This is a genomic window from Bacillus sp. TE9106W, from assembly GCF_054062215.1.
The window spans coordinates 78,123-96,046 of the sequence record NZ_JBSSFA010000005.1 but is presented as its reverse complement, the minus strand read 5'-3'; the positions used below and the strand labels follow the sequence as shown (position 1 = coordinate 96,046).

21 protein-coding genes and 2 pseudogenes are annotated in these 17,924 nt (G+C 31.4%); 8 read left to right on the top strand and 15 right to left on the bottom strand.

The features are described 5' to 3' along the window. The first annotated feature begins 12 nt into the window (after positions 1-12). A complete protein-coding gene (locus tag ACVWY7_RS11745; protein ID WP_073523782.1) occupies positions 13-531 on the top strand; it encodes an NUDIX hydrolase in 519 nt (172 codons plus the stop codon). Between the two features lie 45 nt (positions 532-576). Beyond that, positions 577-1,411, top strand: a pseudogene (locus ACVWY7_RS11740) (alpha/beta fold hydrolase). A gap of 54 nt (positions 1,412-1,465) precedes the next feature. On the opposite strand, the gene ACVWY7_RS11735 reads toward ACVWY7_RS11740, so the two are convergent. Further along, entirely contained in the window at positions 1,466-2,428 is a 963-nt protein-coding gene (locus tag ACVWY7_RS11735) for an MBL fold metallo-hydrolase (protein WP_073523780.1), read from the bottom strand. Between the two features lie 293 nt (positions 2,429-2,721). On the opposite strand from ACVWY7_RS11735, the gene ACVWY7_RS11730 reads away from it, so the two are divergent. The 4 genes and pseudogenes from ACVWY7_RS11730 to ACVWY7_RS11715 all read left to right on the top strand — a co-directional run bounded on the left by ACVWY7_RS11730 (position 2,722) and on the right by ACVWY7_RS11715 (position 4,660). Next, on the top strand, positions 2,722-3,699 hold the full coding sequence (locus tag ACVWY7_RS11730; protein ID WP_001165404.1) for an LAGLIDADG family homing endonuclease: 978 nt from the start codon (positions 2,722-2,724) through the stop codon (positions 3,697-3,699). Between the two features lie 135 nt (positions 3,700-3,834). Continuing rightward, positions 3,835-3,960 (top strand): hypothetical protein, encoded by a 126-nt coding sequence (locus ACVWY7_RS11725; protein WP_261723248.1) that lies wholly within the window; start codon positions 3,835-3,837, stop codon positions 3,958-3,960. Further along, positions 3,932-4,129: pseudogene (locus ACVWY7_RS11720) on the top strand (hypothetical protein); the annotation flags it as partial. The gene ACVWY7_RS11725 and the pseudogene ACVWY7_RS11720, both read left to right, overlap by 29 nt. Before the next feature lie 135 nt (positions 4,130-4,264). After that, positions 4,265-4,660: a RidA family protein gene (locus ACVWY7_RS11715; RefSeq protein ID WP_001169724.1), complete on the top strand. Its 396-nt coding sequence runs from the start codon at positions 4,265-4,267 to the stop codon at positions 4,658-4,660. Between the two features lie 698 nt (positions 4,661-5,358). Here the strand turns inward: ACVWY7_RS11715 and ACVWY7_RS11710 are convergent. From ACVWY7_RS11710 to ACVWY7_RS11690, 5 genes are all read right to left on the bottom strand, one after another. Next, positions 5,359-6,174 carry a YwqG family protein gene (locus tag ACVWY7_RS11710; protein WP_105989851.1) on the bottom strand — a complete coding sequence of 272 codons (816 nt, stop codon included), beginning with the start codon at positions 6,172-6,174 and terminating at the stop codon, positions 5,359-5,361. 78 nt (positions 6,175-6,252) lie between these two features. Then, a complete protein-coding gene (locus ACVWY7_RS11705) occupies positions 6,253-7,878 on the bottom strand; it encodes a DnaJ family domain-containing protein (RefSeq protein ID WP_181188846.1) in 1,626 nt (541 codons plus the stop codon). A gap of 88 nt (positions 7,879-7,966) precedes the next feature. After that, a complete protein-coding gene (locus tag ACVWY7_RS11700) occupies positions 7,967-8,332 on the bottom strand; it encodes a hypothetical protein (RefSeq protein ID WP_000432675.1) in 366 nt (121 codons plus the stop codon). A 253-nt stretch (positions 8,333-8,585) separates the two neighbouring features. Then, on the bottom strand, positions 8,586-8,957 hold the full coding sequence (locus ACVWY7_RS11695; RefSeq protein WP_000765919.1) for a YxiJ-like family protein: 372 nt from the start codon (positions 8,955-8,957) through the stop codon (positions 8,586-8,588). Positions 8,958-8,969: 12 nt separating this feature from the next. Next, positions 8,970-9,821 carry a patatin-like phospholipase family protein gene (locus ACVWY7_RS11690; protein ID WP_000789257.1) on the bottom strand — a complete coding sequence of 284 codons (852 nt, stop codon included), beginning with the start codon at positions 9,819-9,821 and terminating at the stop codon, positions 8,970-8,972. Positions 9,822-10,000: 179 nt separating this feature from the next. Here ACVWY7_RS11690 and ACVWY7_RS11685 point away from each other — a divergent pair, with 179 nt between their 5' ends. Next, a complete protein-coding gene (locus ACVWY7_RS11685; RefSeq protein WP_000522465.1) occupies positions 10,001-10,378 on the top strand; it encodes a PH domain-containing protein in 378 nt (125 codons plus the stop codon). A gap of 121 nt (positions 10,379-10,499) precedes the next feature. Here ACVWY7_RS11685 and ACVWY7_RS11680 read toward each other — a convergent pair whose 3' ends face one another. From ACVWY7_RS11680 to ACVWY7_RS11660, 5 genes are all read right to left on the bottom strand, one after another. After that, a complete protein-coding gene (locus tag ACVWY7_RS11680) occupies positions 10,500-10,973 on the bottom strand; it encodes a GNAT family N-acetyltransferase (protein ID WP_000691558.1) in 474 nt (157 codons plus the stop codon). 1 nt (position 10,974) lies between these two features. Continuing rightward, complete coding sequence (locus ACVWY7_RS11675) at positions 10,975-11,496, bottom strand: YfiT family bacillithiol transferase (protein WP_000999072.1); 522 nt, start codon at positions 11,494-11,496, stop codon at positions 10,975-10,977. Between the two features lie 16 nt (positions 11,497-11,512). Then, positions 11,513-12,040: a GNAT family N-acetyltransferase gene (locus ACVWY7_RS11670; protein WP_000708329.1), complete on the bottom strand. Its 528-nt coding sequence runs from the start codon at positions 12,038-12,040 to the stop codon at positions 11,513-11,515. 63 nt (positions 12,041-12,103) lie between these two features. Further along, complete coding sequence (locus ACVWY7_RS11665) at positions 12,104-13,426, bottom strand: NAD(P)/FAD-dependent oxidoreductase (protein ID WP_456523808.1); 1,323 nt, start codon at positions 13,424-13,426, stop codon at positions 12,104-12,106. Positions 13,427-13,508: 82 nt separating this feature from the next. After that, on the bottom strand, positions 13,509-14,288 hold the full coding sequence (locus ACVWY7_RS11660; protein WP_046199129.1) for an undecaprenyl-diphosphate phosphatase: 780 nt from the start codon (positions 14,286-14,288) through the stop codon (positions 13,509-13,511). A 132-nt stretch (positions 14,289-14,420) separates the two neighbouring features. Between ACVWY7_RS11660 and ACVWY7_RS11655 the strand changes: the two genes are divergently transcribed. Next, on the top strand, positions 14,421-14,627 hold the full coding sequence (locus ACVWY7_RS11655) for a hypothetical protein (RefSeq protein ID WP_000265466.1): 207 nt from the start codon (positions 14,421-14,423) through the stop codon (positions 14,625-14,627). A 51-nt stretch (positions 14,628-14,678) separates the two neighbouring features. Here ACVWY7_RS11655 and ACVWY7_RS11650 read toward each other — a convergent pair whose 3' ends face one another. The 4 genes from ACVWY7_RS11650 to ACVWY7_RS11635 all read right to left on the bottom strand — a co-directional run bounded on the left by ACVWY7_RS11650 (position 14,679) and on the right by ACVWY7_RS11635 (position 17,911). After that, positions 14,679-15,059 carry a nucleotide excision repair endonuclease gene (locus ACVWY7_RS11650; protein WP_001048949.1) on the bottom strand — a complete coding sequence of 127 codons (381 nt, stop codon included), beginning with the start codon at positions 15,057-15,059 and terminating at the stop codon, positions 14,679-14,681. A gap of 77 nt (positions 15,060-15,136) precedes the next feature. Then, positions 15,137-15,700, bottom strand: coding sequence for a GNAT family N-acetyltransferase (locus tag ACVWY7_RS11645; RefSeq protein WP_000282934.1), 564 nt, complete (start codon positions 15,698-15,700; stop codon positions 15,137-15,139). 27 nt (positions 15,701-15,727) lie between these two features. Next, positions 15,728-16,300 carry a hypothetical protein gene (locus ACVWY7_RS11640; protein WP_001079217.1) on the bottom strand — a complete coding sequence of 191 codons (573 nt, stop codon included), beginning with the start codon at positions 16,298-16,300 and terminating at the stop codon, positions 15,728-15,730. A 180-nt stretch (positions 16,301-16,480) separates the two neighbouring features. Then, positions 16,481-17,911, bottom strand: a complete 1,431-nt coding sequence (locus tag ACVWY7_RS11635; protein ID WP_456523807.1) for a PQQ-dependent sugar dehydrogenase — start codon at positions 17,909-17,911, stop codon at positions 16,481-16,483. Between the last annotated feature and the right edge of the window lie 13 nt (positions 17,912-17,924).

The window sequence follows — 17,924 nt, the reverse complement described above, 5'->3', positions numbered from 1 at the left end:
AGGAATCACATAATGTACAAGCACACTTTATGTTTTATAAAAAGAAATGAAGAGATACTTATGCTAAATAGAAAATATGACCCTGTAAAAGGGTTGTGGAATGGTGTAGGAGGAAAGATAGAAAAAGGAGAAACACCTCTAGAAAATGCAATTCGTGAAATAAAAGAAGAGACTAATATAGGAGTTACGCATGACCAAATTCAATTTAAAGGCATTATTAAATGGGAGGATTCTTCATATTCTGGCGGAATGTATGTTTATCTAGTAGAGCTACTTCATGAATTTACATATCACACTCCAAAAAAAGTCTCAGAAGGAATTCTAGATTGGAAAGAGATTTCTTGGATTCTAAGTGATTATAATTACGGCGTAGGAGAGATGATACCTAATTTTTTAGTTGAAGTGCTCCACAATGAATTAATATTAGAGCACAATTTTGTTTTATCTAATCATAAATTAATAAATTATAGGAATAAGGAATTGGTGCAGGACAGGTTACTTACTTCTTTATATAATACTATTCGCTTATAAATAACAAACTAAGAGAAAATGAAAATTTTAAATAGGAGATTCGATATGTGGAAAACAAATATTATCAAAACTCCAAGAGGAAAGTTTGAATATTTTCTAAAGGGAGAAGGACCTCCACTTTGCGTTACTCATTTGTATAGTGAGTATAATGATAATGGAAATACTTTTGCAAACCCATTTACTGACCATTACAGCGTATATTTAGTTAACTTAAAGGGATGTGGCAATTCAGATTCAGCAAAAAATGACTCTGAATATAGTATGACCGAAACGATTTAAAGATTTAGAAGCGATTCGAGAAACTTTATATATTAATAAATGGGGGTTTGCAGGTCATTCGACAGGAGGGATGTTAGCTCTTGTATATGCGACTGAAGCACAAGAAAGTTTAACGAAAATAATTGTTGGTGGCGCAGCGGCGAGTAAGGAATATGCATCTCATAAAGATAGTATATACTGTAGTGAAAATGAAAATTTTAATAAAATCCTATCAATTATGAATGCATTAAATGATGATAGTACATTACAAGAAGAAAGAAAAGCATTAAGTAGAGAGTGGGCACTTATGTCTTTTTATTCTGAAGAAAAGCTTGAAGAAGCGTTAAAACTGCCGAATAGCGGAAAGACAGTTGGCAATCGGCTAAATTATTTTAGACAAGTTGAATATAAAGATTATGATGTTCGTCAGAAACTTAAATTCGTAAAAATCCCAAGTTTTATATACTGTGGTAAGCATGATGCACAATGCCCCTACATATTTTCTCGTGAAATAGCAAATTTAATCCCGAACGCAACACTAACTAAATTTGAAGAAAGTAATCATAATCCATTCGTTGAAGAAATAGACAAGTTTAATCAGTTTGTCAACGATACATTATAATCAATAAGTAAAAAGCGAATCTTTTATATAAGACAGATTCGCTTTTTATTATAATTAGACTTTTTGCCACCAAGCATACCTAGGATAGTCTGTAGATTTTAACGTAATAGATTCGCCAATTTGAGGCGTTGTAATTTTAACTCCTAAACGGTTCGCTTCCTTCGTAATACGTTCTATCGGGTCACTCCATTCGTGTAATGCTAATGTAAAAGCACCCCAATGAATCGGAAGAAGTAATTCTCCTTTTACATCAATATGAGCTTGTACTGTTTCTTCAGGTAACATATGAATTGCAGACCACCTTGGATCATATTGCCCGCATTCCATTAACGTAAGATCGAATGGACCGTATTTATTACCAATCTCCTTAAAATGAGGCGCATAACCACTATCACCACTAAAGAAAACTTTAGTTTCTTGACCAAGGATAGCCCATGAACACCATAACGAACAATCTCTATCTGTCATACCTCGTCCAGAGAAATGCCTTGCAGGGGCACATACTAACTTAATTGTATCAAGCATAATTTCATCCCACCAATTATGCTCACTAATTTTACTAGGTGAAACACCCCATTTCATTAAATATTGCGCAACTCCAGTTGGAACATAGAAATGCTTTACACGATCTTTTAATTGCATAATACTTTTATAATTTAAATGATCATAGTGATTATGAGAAATGATAATTGCATCAATTTCTTGCAGGTCTTCACGTTCTAAAGAAAAAGAACCACTATAACGTTTACTATTAAACACTGGAAACGGGGAAGAGGCATCTCCAAACATCGGGTCTAATAACAATGTTTTACCTTCTATTTTTAAAAGAGAAGCAGAATGGCCAAACCATGTAACACTTTCTAAAGATTTATTATCCTTATTTGATAAAACAATAGGTAAATTCTTTATAGGACGCAACTTTGTTTTCATTTTAAAGTAATCAGTCATTAAACCTATAATATCTTTCGGTTTAAAATTTACATCAGTATGAATTTGATTTACATATTTCTTTTTCATTCGTTCTCCTTTTTACGTTTAACAATATACGTATGTTGTTATTGTGGCTATTTGTAGTGTAAACGAAATTAATTTACCTTTCATCTTTAATGATGTACCTTTCATAAATTTGTCGAAATCATTATTCTTATATACAAAAAATAAATCATGCAGCAGTTAAAACGAATATAAAGTAAATGTAAATTGTTTTAATTTGGTAAATGATTTCTTGTAAACAACAAAGAACATACGTTTTGTTATATGTTATAGAAGAAAATATGTCCCTAATTATTAAAAGGAAGGAGAGGATGTAAGTGCAAATAGAGAGAAAAAAGAAATCAAAATGTAAACTATCAAAATCTGAAATAACTCAGCTATATACAGAAGGGAAGAGTACCTCAGAAATAGCTACGCTTGCCAATGTGTCTGCTAGGTATATTCGTATGGTTTTAACAGACAATAACGTTCCAAGGCGCGCTATAGGGAGCTGGAAGAGAAAGTATGACATAACAGAAGATTATTTTAAAACGTGGTCAAATAACATGGTTTATATTTTAGGGTTTATAGCAGCAGATGGTGTTATACAAAAAGAAAATCAATGCGTTAGTGTATCACAAAAAGAAAGTTATATTTTAGAAGATATAAAAAACGAACTAAAAACAACTCAGCCGCTCTACCAAAACAAAAAAACAGGTGTATATATGCTAAATATTAATAGCAAAACAATAAAAGACGATCTTATGAACATTCACGGAATTAAGCCATGTAAATCTTTTAACATTGAATTTCCTTTCGTGCCTGAAGAATATTTACATCACTTTGTTCGTGGATATTTTGATGGGGATGGTTACGTCAATTATGAAACTTATACAGTTAGTTTCGTAGGTGGATCATATAATTTTATGAATTCTTTACATCAAATCCTTCAAAATCGCAATTTACGAGCCGATTTACTAAATCAAAACAAACATTATCGCGTTATTTTATCTGGAAGAAAATCAATACAACTATTTTCAAATTGGATTTATAAAGACAAAGATATTTATTTGCATAGAAAATATGAAGTGTTTCAGAAAGAGAGTCTGAGTTTAGACCAATTACAAGATCGAAAATTAAAACAAACTCAAACTGCCGTTAAACAAAGAAAACAAAATTTTCTTAAAGAATATATGAAAAATAAATGTAGTGCTACAGCTTGCTCTAATTTAAAAATAAGCGAATCCACTTTTAAACGTTGGTTAAAAAATGATAATCAATTTAAAAAAGACTATGAAAGAATTCATTCATTATAAAAATGCAAGAAACCTTAGTATCTCTATGCTAAGGTTTTTAATTTGGGATTATTAGAGGACACTCATTTTCGTTTATAGAACTTAATAAATACATAGATTTTACAATGAATTTATTAGTAAGGGAGGGAATATGAAATGCTCACTAATAATAGTCCGGAGAATATATTACATACAGCTTATGAAGCAAAAATGATTTCGTCTGGAGATAATTCGCCATCTATAAAAATAAAGTTTAGTCTTATTGTTCAACGAAAACGATAAGCCTTTAAAACAATACTTTGCCAGCAGCAGATACTCAAAAGAAATTACTTATGAAGAGTTTTTTATCTGGTGGTATCACTTTTTCTATACAAAAGTAACTGAAGAATTAATAAAACAAGGTGTAATTATAACAAGCACACAAAAAAATCAAACGTACATAATCCATTAATAACTTTAAATTAAAGTGCTAATATATTTTTACAAATGTAGCAGCTGAATGGTAAATAATTATTAGTAAATAAGGGATAATCTGAATTTAAAATCTAATATAAAGAAAATAAGATATTTAAAGAGGAGAAGAGCCATGCAAAAGAAATTTATCAGTCCAGAAACGATGCCACCAACTTTTGGATACTCACATGTAGTGGAAGTTAGTAACGCTAAACGAACAATTTACATATCTGGACAAGTAGCGATTAACACTGATGGTCAAATAGTTGGCATTGGTGATTTAGCTACACAAACGCGACAAGTTTTCGAAAATATTAAAAGTGCATTAGAAACTTCGGAATTAAGATTTAATGATGTAGTAAAATTAACATTTTTCCTAACAGACATTTCTCAAATGGCCATTGTTAGAGATATTCGAGATCAATACATTGACACTAATAATCCACCAGCAAGTTCAGCTGTCGAAGTTAGAAAGTTAATTAACGACAACTTATTAATTGAAATCGAAGCAATTGCTGTAGCAAACTAATTTTAAAAACGTATTCGCAATCATATCAATACAATTCGTTTAAAATGGAACACATTAAACGAATTGTATTTTTTATTATTTAAAATCTAATTTATATAGCGGATAAAGCGAATAACTACACAATCAGTCACACATTACTAATTCGGTGAAAAAGGGGAGCATAACACCTATAGCTAACGTTTAATAAGTTTATTATTTTTAGTAAGTTAACATAATATATATTATAGGCAGTTATAGAAACAAAGCAATATCAGGTATCAAAACCCAAGTAAACTATACTTAATGAGACGAAACAGAGATTTTTAGTGAGATTCACATAAAATCTTATTTAAACGCATTTATACAGTTTTTAATCGTTTTTTAGTTATAAATTTATCACAGCAAATCTTAATCGATTATTGATTAAGATTTAACGAATCAAAAATATTTTTGATCAGTAATAATTTTTATGCGGAAAAATCTTTTTTACAAAATATAAATTAATAATTTTATTTTATGTTTTACTTTATAAATTTATTGCTATTTACACACGTTTTACAACTTTACATTATTTCTTGTTATTTCTGTTATTTACGCTTGACTTTTATTATTCCTATTATTTTACACTCTAGTTAACATAACGTTTATTTTTAACATAAAAAAATCTCCCTCACCTTCAGGAAGATTTTTTAGCTTGCTAGTATTTCATTTATATCTTTTTAGTAGCAATCCCAGTTGTAAATAACATTGGAAAAATCTAGATTTAACAAATCTTCTTTTTTAATAAAGAAATTAGCAACACCAGAATCTCCCCACATAATATTTAATGAGTCGTCTGTATCGATTTGCAGTAATAATATATCATGTTGTTGGTATTTTTCTTCCCATTCCCTTGGATCTGTCTGTGTGAAAAATGGATAACCACCAATTTTATGTCCGAAATCTTTACATAAATCATCATACAGTTCGCCTAATTCTATATTATTTTCTTCATCAACAATTTCTTCCCAATCAATCTCCTCACTAAACATCTTTTCAAATCGATAATCTCTAGATGTTATAGGTTGATAATCTAATTCAAATTGTAATTTTGCTGCTTCAGGTATGATAAAGTCTTCTAATTCTAAAGAGTTTAAATAACTAAAATCAGTAATTACCTTATTTAAATCTTCTATAATTGTAGAATGATAAATAATTTTAAAATCTTTTTGGATTGTTGGATGATCAAAATCTGCTCCATAAAGCTCATCACTAGCACTTACGAAAAACTGTAACATTCCCTTTTGAGGCATATATTCAACATGCGGAATTTCTTCAAAGTTTAACTGTGCAAGTAACATCATAGGTTGTCCATTTGAATCTTTAGGATGCTCTTGATCTATAGGTAAATACGGATAACCACCAAACTTACTCTCAAAAAGAGTTGTCTCTGCTTTCGTTCCAACCACTTTAATATACGGTTTCACACTTTCTTCTAAAATACTACGATACTGTTCTAGTTCTTTCGGAATTTGAAGTTGATACGTATTTTTCATCACGTTTGCCTCCCTTTAATAATGAATTGAAAATGCCTTACTTAATTATATAGCAAGAGATAGCTTCATTAAAAATTGTTAAAAGTCCGTTTTCACCCTCGTTTTTTGCGCACTTGGTGGACAAAGTAGGTTATGTTCTAAAACCTTTTTATTAATAGTTCGAATTAAATCCGCTGCTTCTGCAGTATTTGTATTTTCTTTTAGTTTTTCTTTTAAGTCATCAATTTCCTTTGAAAGCTCAATCCACCTAGGTAAAACATGATTATTTTTCAAAGTTCTATACAGTTGCTTTTCAGGATTGTACGAAAGGTCTTTATCAAGATTAAGAGGTTTCCCTTTACCAGGTAAATGATCGAAAGCCCCTTTCTTTTCTGCCTCTTTAACGATAGAACTAATATGATCCTCATACGTATAGGACCAAGCTTTCTCATCTTTTACTAAAATCTCTTGCTTTTTTAGTTTTTTATCTAGTTCTTCTTGATTCATAGATTCTCTCTCCTTTTTATTTTTTAGTGTCGTTTTTGTAAGTTCTAATGCCCTTAATCCATTGAATAGCTTTTCTCGCCACCACACGCTATCATGTCCGCCTTGAAACTCTTCATAAGTGCTTTGGTATTTCTTTTCTTCTAAAGCTTTATATAGCCGTCTATCAGCCGTTAAAAGAGGTTTGTTTTCAAGTTCACCTACTGCTATGTAAGAATATAGATGAGTCATATTAGAATTTATTGATGAAATTTGATTTTCAATCCAAGGAATTGTATTTTCATAATCATCCTTTTTCCAATGTGCGGATCCAGACATTGACAACACATTTCCGAAAATATGTGGATTTTGAAGCGCTGCATAAAAAGCGGCTAAGCCACCAAGGCTGAAACCAGCAATTGTTGTATGTTTTGCTTTTTGATACACATGATATTTAGTTTGAATCCATGGAAGTAATTCCTTCGTTAAAAATGTATTCATTTTATCGTTATAAGTTAGCTCTTCTAATCGATCAACAGGATCTATAGCAACAGCAATACAAGATGGGATTTCTTTTTCGTAAATTAAATAATTAAGTGTTTTTGTGATTGAAAGGTCATTAATGAATGAATTCCCATCAAATACAATGAGAAGTTCTTGAAGATATGAATTGTGAGAATAATCATGAGGCGTATAAATATGAATTTTGCGTGTGTTATTTAAAATCGAACTATAAAAAGAATATGTTTCAATCTTTCCGGATGGATAATCATTTGAAGGAAAACGACTGCTATACTGCACGTCCATACCTATTTTTAACACAGACGCTTTATTGGCACCTTCTCCAAATACATTTTCATTAAATTGGTCTAGTTGGTACTGTTCACTACGCTTTATCCAATCATTTTCAAAAAAATCATTTACTGTAAAATAATAAGTTGAAATAAAACTCTTATTCGTCCTAAACGTAACATGCCAAATATCTGTCTGTAGCAATCGTTGTAATTGATTTACAGACAGATCCCAACCAGGAAAACTACCGACTACATAAACATTTTCAGTATTTTGATCACCTAACCATATATACGTTATAAGTTTATACTGATTATCTATAGGACATTGTTCTACTAGTGGTGTATGATTTGACTTGATTTCATCCAAAAAAGTATAAAGAGCTTTTTCGTTTCCATTCTTTAATTGATTTTTAAGCTTCTCTAACGTAGGACTGATTATTGTAGTCACCTCTCCTCCTCCTTTGTAGTATTCTATATGTAATTTTTTCATTAGAATCCCTATATAGAAGTAGTCGTAAGTTATGTGTTTAGAGAAGTTATTGATTAGAAAAATGATCGATTGCTTGAATAGAAAGTTCCAATGATTTTATTCTTCTATCTAAAAGAGTTCTTTGAGGACTCCCGAGCTTTGACTTAACATAAATCTTTTCAATTGATGGAAGCAAACCAATTAGAACATTTCGAGCGTCTGCTAAATCCTCTTGCGTGTAATGATGGGTTTCTTGATTCCAAATACTTTCTAACATAGCTAAGCCGATACTAGCTGCTTTGAGTCTTTTTTTCACTAAAGTAGTGTTTGAGCCTTTTTGAGTCATCTGTGATAAGGCATTTTCAAGTTTACGGATTGTTGACTGTAAAGATTTAATTGATTCTAGTTTATCTACATTTGATACGTTTTCCATATTAAACCTGTCCCTTCTTCATTTCTAAATTAGTTTTCTTGATATTTGATAATACCATTAAGAAATGAATTTTACTCGAAATATTTGAGTTGGACATGAATTGAAAGGGAAACGGCTAACAAACTTCTATCTCTTCCCCCACACATTCTCTATATGTACTTCTTTTTTCTCGTTAAAATACCTACATGGACAAGTTGTTAATATTGTATATTTTATGAACAAAAAACGTACAAGCAGCATAACTTGTACGTTTTTAAATAGTAAGATAATAAAGTAATAGCTTTCGGGTCTTTTCATAATTCAAGAAATCTCTATACAAAATGGGATACTTAACAATTTCTGTTTCTAGAAAACGATATTGCGGAAACCACTCGAAAAACGATATCCTTAGCCACTTTATTTGATTGAACATAATCTCCTGTTCATTATTATTAAGCACGTAACTTAAAGTACCTGCTGTATGCATCCAATAATAATTTAAATCAGCACTTATACAATCATCTTCTGTAAACATATTATTAAAATCTTTTCGTATTTTTCGAATGTCACAATTCGGAAACGGTTTATACAGTGGACTATGCATTTTCTGCAATTCCTTAAAAATAATTTGTTTTCCTAACTTCAACTTTCCACCCCTTTATTTCTCTATCCAATTTAATAAGTTTTCATAATGATATTGAGCATCTGTATAACCAAGATTATATAAATTAACGAGCTTTTCTTTACTTCTTTCTATTCCGCTTATTGGAAGCTGTACGCTAGGCTGAATAATATAAAAGTTGTCTTTTTGTTTTATTTGATGCATATAAGATATCGTCTCATTATAAAAACGATAATGTTCTACTAAAGATTGTGCGATATTCGGATATTTCCTATATAAAATTTTAGCTAGGCCAGAAAATTTATTTCGTTGCTTCTCATATCCTTCTGGTTTTGTCATAATTACAACGTTCTTTTCATAACCATCAGTTTGCGCTTTTAAAACCGGTATAGGATCTATAATCCCTCCATCTAGTAATTTGCGATTATCATATTCTACAGCAGGCGCTATAAACGGCACTGAGCTAGATGCACGAATGATTTTTAAAATATCATTTCCGTGTTCTGCTTTATTATAATAAATAGCTTGACCTGTTTCGCAATCAGTTGTCCCTATAACAAACTGTTCATTTGAGTTTAAGAAAGTTTGAAAATCAAATGGAACAATTTTCTTAGGTACTTCATCAAATAAAAAGTCCATTCCAAATAATTCGCGTTTTCGAATTAAATTTCTATAGGATATATAACGGTGATCTGCAACTAACTCTGTATTTACTTTTTTATTTCTCCCTTTTTGACGTGACAAATAAGTTGCTCCCATACAAGCTCCAGCGGATACGCCAACTACATAAGGGAAGAATAAGTTCTTTTCCATAAAATATTCGAGTACGCCTGCCGTATATAAACCTTTCATTCCTCCGCCTTCTAATACTAAACCGATATTTTTCATGCTATATCCCTCTGCTTCTTTTTTCTTACTTACATATTAGCATAAGATATTAAGATAAGGTTATATAAATGAATTGCAATAATAACCAGAAACTACTAAAGTAATATCATAATTTCTTAGTAAATAGCATGGTACAATATAATTAACACATTCCACAAATAATGGAGGAGGAATTTCCTATGGGTTTATTTAGCGGTATTTTAGGAAATGCATCAAATGCGAGTACAGAAAGTGTAGAACGTGATTTAGAGAAGATTATGTTAGACGACGAGAAAGTAGAACATGCTTATAAATTAATTCGTGATTTAATTGTATTCACAAATCGTCGTCTTATTTTAGTAGATAAACAAGGGATATCAGGTAAAAAAACAGAATACCATTCTATCCCTTATAAAAGTATTACACAATTCAGCATTGAAACAGCTGGGCATTTTGATTTAGACGCTGAACTTAAAATTTGGGTATCTAGTTTGAGCACGCCAATTACGAAAGAATTTAAAGGTGACGATAGTGTTTTAAGCATTCAAAAAGCGTTGGTAACATATACGACGAAATAGTTGGTTTTTGCATGTTTATTCATTTTAAAAATTACTAATCCGAGTATCTTGGAAGAATATACATTAAAATTGTATATTTAATCTAAAATGACATAAAAAGGTAAAGTGTATTTTAAATGCTTTACCTTTCTTTTTTGTAATGAATAAGTGTAGTTTTATCATTTAATTTCTTTATTACTTCTGTTCTTTTATACCCCATTTTTTCGTATAGAAAACAATTTCTTTCTTCTTCTAAAATCGTAGCAAGTTCAAAACTTTGTGCTTCTGGAAACATCTCTTCAATTAAAATAAGTACCTTCTGAGCAATTCCTATCCCTTGATAGATTGGATGAATAAACATTGGACTGATCCAAAATTTATAAGGTAGTTCTTTTTGAGATATACATATCGCTCCAACAAGTCTTGAGTCTATTATCATTTTATAAAAATTACTGCTGGGATTATTTATTCTAAATATAGTTTTTTCAATAGATTCATTTGCTGGGTTTGTTTCATAGTCTTTATATTTATTTAATAAAGGGTGAAATGAGTCTATTTGCATTTGAAATAAAACTGCTACATCACTTTCTGTTGCCTTCTCTAATATAATTTTCATGTCACCAATTTAGTCGTTTTCTTAATGAAGTTATATGAGCTGTATGATGACGTCCGTGCCATGCGTATAGTCCTATTGCAGCAGCAAGTTTTGTTTCACCAGTATCTGGATGGTTAAATGTCTTTTCTAGATCTTCAAGTTCTAAAGAATATAAAAGGTTAACCCATCTTTTATGTAATGAGTCTAACATTACTAATGAAACATCTACTGGTAATTTAGAATCAGGTAATTCTGCCCACTTCTCTTCTTTATAGGGTTTAATCGTTGGATTCTTTTCTGTTAGTGCTAATTTAAAACGTATGTAGCTATTCATATGGCTGTCAACGACGTGATGGACTACTTGACGAACTGTCCATCCACCAACGCGATACGGTGTGTCTAACTGCTTCTGATCTAAATCTTTAATTGCCTTCGTTAATTCATTAGGTAAATCTTCAATTTCTTGAATCCATGTATCTATCATTTCTTCCGTTATAGGACGTTTGTATGTAAATTGCCCAATTGGATAACGTAAATCATTCATGAATAAGTCCCCCTTATTATAAGCGCGAAGTATTTCTCCAAATATAATGTACAAAATTCACATGTTCCCCATTTAATTGTACAGATGTTGTATCTGCTTCGTTTTGATAAGAAGAAAATCCGCTTTTTTCTAGTACAATTTGTGATGCGAGATTATTAGAAGTTGTTTTAGCATGAACCTCATTAATTTTATTATTTTTCGCTACGCCTAAAATTAATTTTACGGCTGCTGTTGCAACTCCTTTTTTAGTAAATTTTTCTCCGACCCGATACCCTAGCGAACTAATTCGAGTTTCTGTATCTATATCTACTAAATTTATTCGTCCTACAATTTCTTTTTCTTCATTACGAATTAAATAAAAATAAGAATTTCCATCTACCTGTTCTATTAATAAATCGTCTAGTAGTTTTTGAAAATATTCAAATTCAAAATATTTTGAGCCACGATTTGGCACCATTGTTTCAAAAAAAGATTTATTCGTAAGTTCAAACGTAAATAAATCTTTAGCATCGTGTTTCTTTAATTGTTCTATGTATATTTTCATTTCGATTACCCCTTCTATATCTACTAACTGTTATATATTCTTTTTAAATCGATTAATTTCCTGCTATTTCTTTTGTTTTAGTAACACAGCAAGTAGTACTTTTGGATGAAATAGGTGAAATGGACTACGAATTAAATTCATCACTCGTACTAACCGAATATAAACATCAGAATTACTTGCGGATAGTTGATATATTTGTTTCGTATACCATAGCTGAAATTTTTGTTTTGTAGTTAATTCTCTCTGTAGCTGCGGGTGACGTGATATTTCCGTTGTTGTCATATCCCAAGGGGTTTCTATTATAGTAGCTGCCTTTTTATAAAATTGTTGTGTAAATGTTTTATCAAGTTGTTTTCTACCTTGCAGAAGTAATTGCAACTGGTGAGCTTCCATAGCAGCAACGGAAACACCTTGACCGAAAACAGGATCAAAACGACAATGTGCATCTCCAACGACTAATAATCCTTCTGGCATATTTGTAGTGAGATCAAATCTCCGACGTACTTGATAAGGAATTTTATACGTTTTGATATCTGAAATTGCCACAGCTTTGTTAAGAAAATCTGTAACATTAGAAATTGATAGATTTTCAGCAAAATGATAAAAATCCTCATCTGTTTGTGGTGCTTTCTCATTTGCGTATCCACTGAAAGTAACAAAATAACGATTATCTTCTATCGTTTGAATAAGAACGCCATAAGGATTATCAGGGAAACTCGGAGACATTAGCATATTACAGCAGTCTAACTCCTCATTTTCTTTAAGTTTGAACATTTTCGTTGCGTAAAATAAATTAATACGCACTTTCTCTTCTTGTACTTCAATTTCATATTCTCGTAACCACTCTATACTTTTTGAACTAAATCCACTTGCATCAACTACAATATCTGCATAAACTTCTTCTTGTGCGTCTGTCTCTAAATGTTTAACTTTTACTCCACACACTTTGTTAAGCTTTTCATCTACCAATAACCCTTTAACCAATGTTTCATAGTTAATAGTAATATTTGAAATTTGATGTATTCGTTTTTGGATATTCCATTCTAGCAAAGGACGACTTTGTTGAATCATATGTACTTCCCCTATGAATGGCTGTTTCCATAAAACAAATTGATGCCATTTTAAATCACGAGTAAAGTTATTTACGATACTACCTGCTTCTATTAATTCATTCGTAATATTAGGAAACAATTCTTCAATTGCGTTTTCTCCACCTTTTAATAACACATGAGGATGATTACTTTGTGGAACTCTTTTTCTCGAAGACTTTCCATCCCATCTTTCACCAGCTTCTATAATGATTACTTCTTTAAAAGAAGTTGATAATGCTTTTGCTGCGAACTTTCCTGCCATACTTCCACCAATAACGATAGCCTTATTAAACATGTTTTCCCCCTTAATAAAAAGAGATCCTGCCTTGTATGAATAAAACAGGATCTTAAACGAATTAACTTCTTTATCATTATACTTAAAATACATCAGTAAATTGCAACGTTAAAATTAAAATACCTAATCCCCAGACGTAATACGCGAATACTTTTAAGGAATGCCGCTTTAAATATTGAATCATCCACGAAACAGCTATGTAACCGAAAAACGCTGCTGATAAAGTCCCGACAATTAAAGATGTACTAGAAATAGATTCTGCTTTCCCTTGAAAAACGTCTGCAAATTGCAAAATGATTGCTCCGACAATGGCTGGAGTTGATAATAAAAAAGAAAAGTAAGCCGCAGTTTCGCGGTCTAACTTCCTCCATAATGCAGCGACGATTGTCATACCAGAACGAGAAATTGCCGGAAAAATAGCTGCCGCTTGAAATGAACCGATGATAAATGCGTCTTTATATGTAATGTCGTCCATTTTTTTACGACCATTCTTTTGTTTATCTGCCATGTAGAGAAAGAATCCTGTCACTAAAAACTCCCAACCAATCGTAATACCTGTTTTTGAAATATCTTCAAAGAAGTCTTTAAACAATAAACCAATTACAACTGCGGGTACTGTCCCAACGATAAGTAATAACATGAGCTTTGAAAACGGATTTTTGATTAAATATATAAATTCTTTTTTGTAATAAATAAACACCGCAAGTAAAGTCCCAATATGTAGCATCGTATCTAAAAATAAGCCTGCTTCATCTAATTGAAACAAATGCCTTCCTAAATAAAGATGACCTGTACTACTTATCGGTAAAAACTCTGTTAAACCTTGTATGATCCCTAATATAAAAGCTTCTAACCAATTCATGATGGTCCCCTTTCTTGTTTGCTTGTACCAATATATGAAAGTTAAATTTTCGATATGAAAAAAACTATATTTCTCTATGAATTTACTTTCAATTCATGGATATATATGTAAAAAGGGGTGAGGAGGCTTACTATGTGGAAACATACAAAATTCGGCAATGTATTACTGTGGATAGGACCTATCCTTGTATTTGTAGGGTTATGTATGACAAATGTTATTTCTGATATTCCTTTCTTTTTTGGAAAACATAAAACAATTGGAATTGTACTTATATGTATAGGTGTAGTTTGTTTTATTGCTGCTAATCATTTAAAAAAAGGAGAAAAATATGAGGGATAATTCTAAATAAAAAACAATCCCAGTATATGTACTAGGATTATTTTTTATTACTTATTTATAGAATACTTTATCAACGTTATATTTTGCTTTGTATTCGTTAATGATATATGTTTCGTAAATTTCTCTTTCTGTTGGATCTTCTACGATACATGCATCAATGCGGTATACTTCATCACGGTGATTTTTAATTGGTGAAACATTGTCTTCGAAATGCTTCTTAATACGTTGTCTAATTTTACGAGCTTTACCTACGAAAAGTAGTTCGTCATTAATATTGTAAAACATAAAAATGCCGCCTTTATCTCTAGGGAACAAGTGGAAGTCGATAAAACCATTGATTGGCGTAATTCTTGGCTCGTCTCCTCTAATAACTTGTTTACGTTCAGTGATTGTAACATCAACTTCAGGGATACTAATTTTAATCAAGTTCATTCACGTCCTCTTTTATTATAAAGATAAATAATAGCATACATATGTAAGAAAAGCTACGTTCAGAGCCATATTTCATTTTATAATTTAAATATTATAGGTGTATCATATAAACTCTTCTTCCAAATCATATGATCACTTGATTCTCCCCAATAATCCTTCAGTACATAACTAGGCTCTCCAAACTTCTTCGTCCATATACTTTGCGCTTTTTTGTAGCCACTATCTAAACAGTATTCTGTTATTCCTCTGCTAAGTAACGTAAGAAACATTGCATGTAGTAGGAAACTCCCGATACCCTTTTTTTGATACTCCGGCAGTATAAATACAGTTCCTATTTCATACAACCCTTTCAGTACACCGCCTGTACAACTATTAATCAACGTACTTGCTGGACCAACTTCAATTGTTCCAATAATTTTATCGTTATTTGTATCTATTGCTAATAAAAAGTAACGTTTTTCTCCATTACTATCAAAATCATTTTTTAAATATTGCTTTTTCGTGTTAATTTCATTTTCTATGTCATCCGATAATTGTGATAAACCTTCGTCTTTAAAGGTATTCGTAATAACTATACGAAAAAATGAGTGAAGTTCCTCTAAATCATCCGAATTTGGTCTCCTAATTTCAACGTTATACATGTTTTAAATCTCCATTCTATGCAAATGTTAAAACAATACTTTATATAACCTATTCAACAATATTCTACAAAGCCCTGCATAGATCCAGCAGTATAGAAAGCTCAGTATAAATATTGATAAAATAATTTTTATATCCATAGTTGTATGAATAGTAGGACCAAGTACGGGAAAGCGAAAAATATCTAGAACAATCGTAATTCCTATAAGTAGACAAATCGCAGAAAAGGAAATTACCCAAATTCTCCTCTTGAATTGTATAAAGGAAAGCCCTAAGGCTATACCTAATAAGCCTGTAGTAAAGGGAAAAACAATTAGTTCACTTGGCTCAATAATAAATAATAGGAGGATAGTAAGGAGATAAGAAAGTATTCCCTCACGAATAGAGTAGCAAATAGCCAAAAAAATTGGTAACGTCGCAAAAGGGCTAATAAATAACCCTATACCAGGAATTAAGTTACCTGCTGCTTGAAACATGGTGGCCAAAGCACTCATTAAAGCTGTAATGACTACTTTATTTGCTAGGGATAATTTTCTATTATGAACAAAGTCCCCATTATTCTCTATCATAAGTTGACACCAATAACGTACAAATCGATTCATCAAAATACCCCCTAAAGATATCTCATTCATCACTTTCTATCTTATTCATACACTAGTGGTTTATGAGCTGCTTTCTACTTGTAATGAGTTACTATACAATAAAGACTTTTAGGGGGAGAAATTGTACGTTTTAAAATAAAATGAATTCCTTGTATGATAAAACTGGGAGTGTATATCGTATTAAGGAATAATTTCAAAAATGGTACCTTTGTTAAAATCAGTTACTTTCATAGAACCGTAAACTCCTAAATATAACCTAGTTTGATCCAAATTTGTTCCTAAACTCATATAATAAGCTGCTTGCGTACCAAAATCATAATCAGTTTCAATAACATGAAAATCAGTGTGTTTACCATCTGTATCTGCTCTAGTATATGCTAATACACCTTTAACTGGCGGCCGAGACTTTTCTTTTCTAGCAAGGTCGGTAAACACAACGCTACCATTTAAATTCGGGATTGCAGTTCCCATATATGGCTGAACTCCTGTTAGAGAAGTCCCGCCAAACTTATCTGGTCTAGGGTCCTTATGAAAATAACTAATGAGTGGCTGAATTCGCTTCGTTGATGTTTCTATTGTTTCATTATAATAAGCCATTGTTCTCTCATCCAAAGTAGGATTTTCAGAACAGTGTTTTATAAAAGAAGTAGGCAATTCTCCTTCCCATCCTCTCCAACCAAAATTAATAAATCCATCTTGATTGGGGGTGAGTCTCATTACATGCATTTGAACAAGTTCGTTAACCGGTATTGGTTTATATTGAACAAATGAAAAAATAGACTCTACAATATCTTGCCCGACATTACCAGCGTATTTGATATATTGATTATAAAATCTTTGGAATGAAATACCGCTTATATTACGAACACCTTTCGCAATTACTGTAAGTGTTTCTTGTATAGATAGAGGAATTTCATTAAAGCGTGTAACGACTGGAGGATTATTTATGAATGTATTTTTACTTACATCGATTTCAATAATTTTACCTGCTATTTCTAAATCATCTTGGCTTAAATTGAACGGATCATAACCCGAGCCACCATCTCCATTTGTAAAAACAAGTTTCTCCGTCTCTGGAGAAAAGTTTAAAGTATTTACTCCATTATGATTAAAAAATGGGCGTTTTATATTAAGTAATGTTCTACGTTTTTGAGGGTGCCCGTTTGATTGTAAAATCCATTCTTCAATTGTATCGATATGATCATATTGCGTATCTCTATTCAGCCATTTTAAGTTTAAAGTTTTCGGATCACAAGGATTCGGTTTAAATTGTTCAGAAAGTGCACCTGGTCCTTGGGTTCCAGCGACTGAATAATGAAGATAAAATAAACCGTTTTGATAAAATTGTGGATGAAATGCTAGTCCAAGCAATCCTCGTTCATCATAACCACTACTAGAAACACCTTCTTCAGATGCACCTAAATTTATAATTCGTTGACGAATATTTAAAAATGTTTTTATGACGCCATCTCCTATGTAAAAAACCTCTCCTAATTGCGTTGCGATAAATAGCCTTTCAGCCGATTCACCTGGAAGAATTGCTGTTTTTATTACTGTGGGTAAATTTATGTTATGAACAATGGGTCGTAAACGAACTTTAACTTTTGTCAATTAACTTTACACC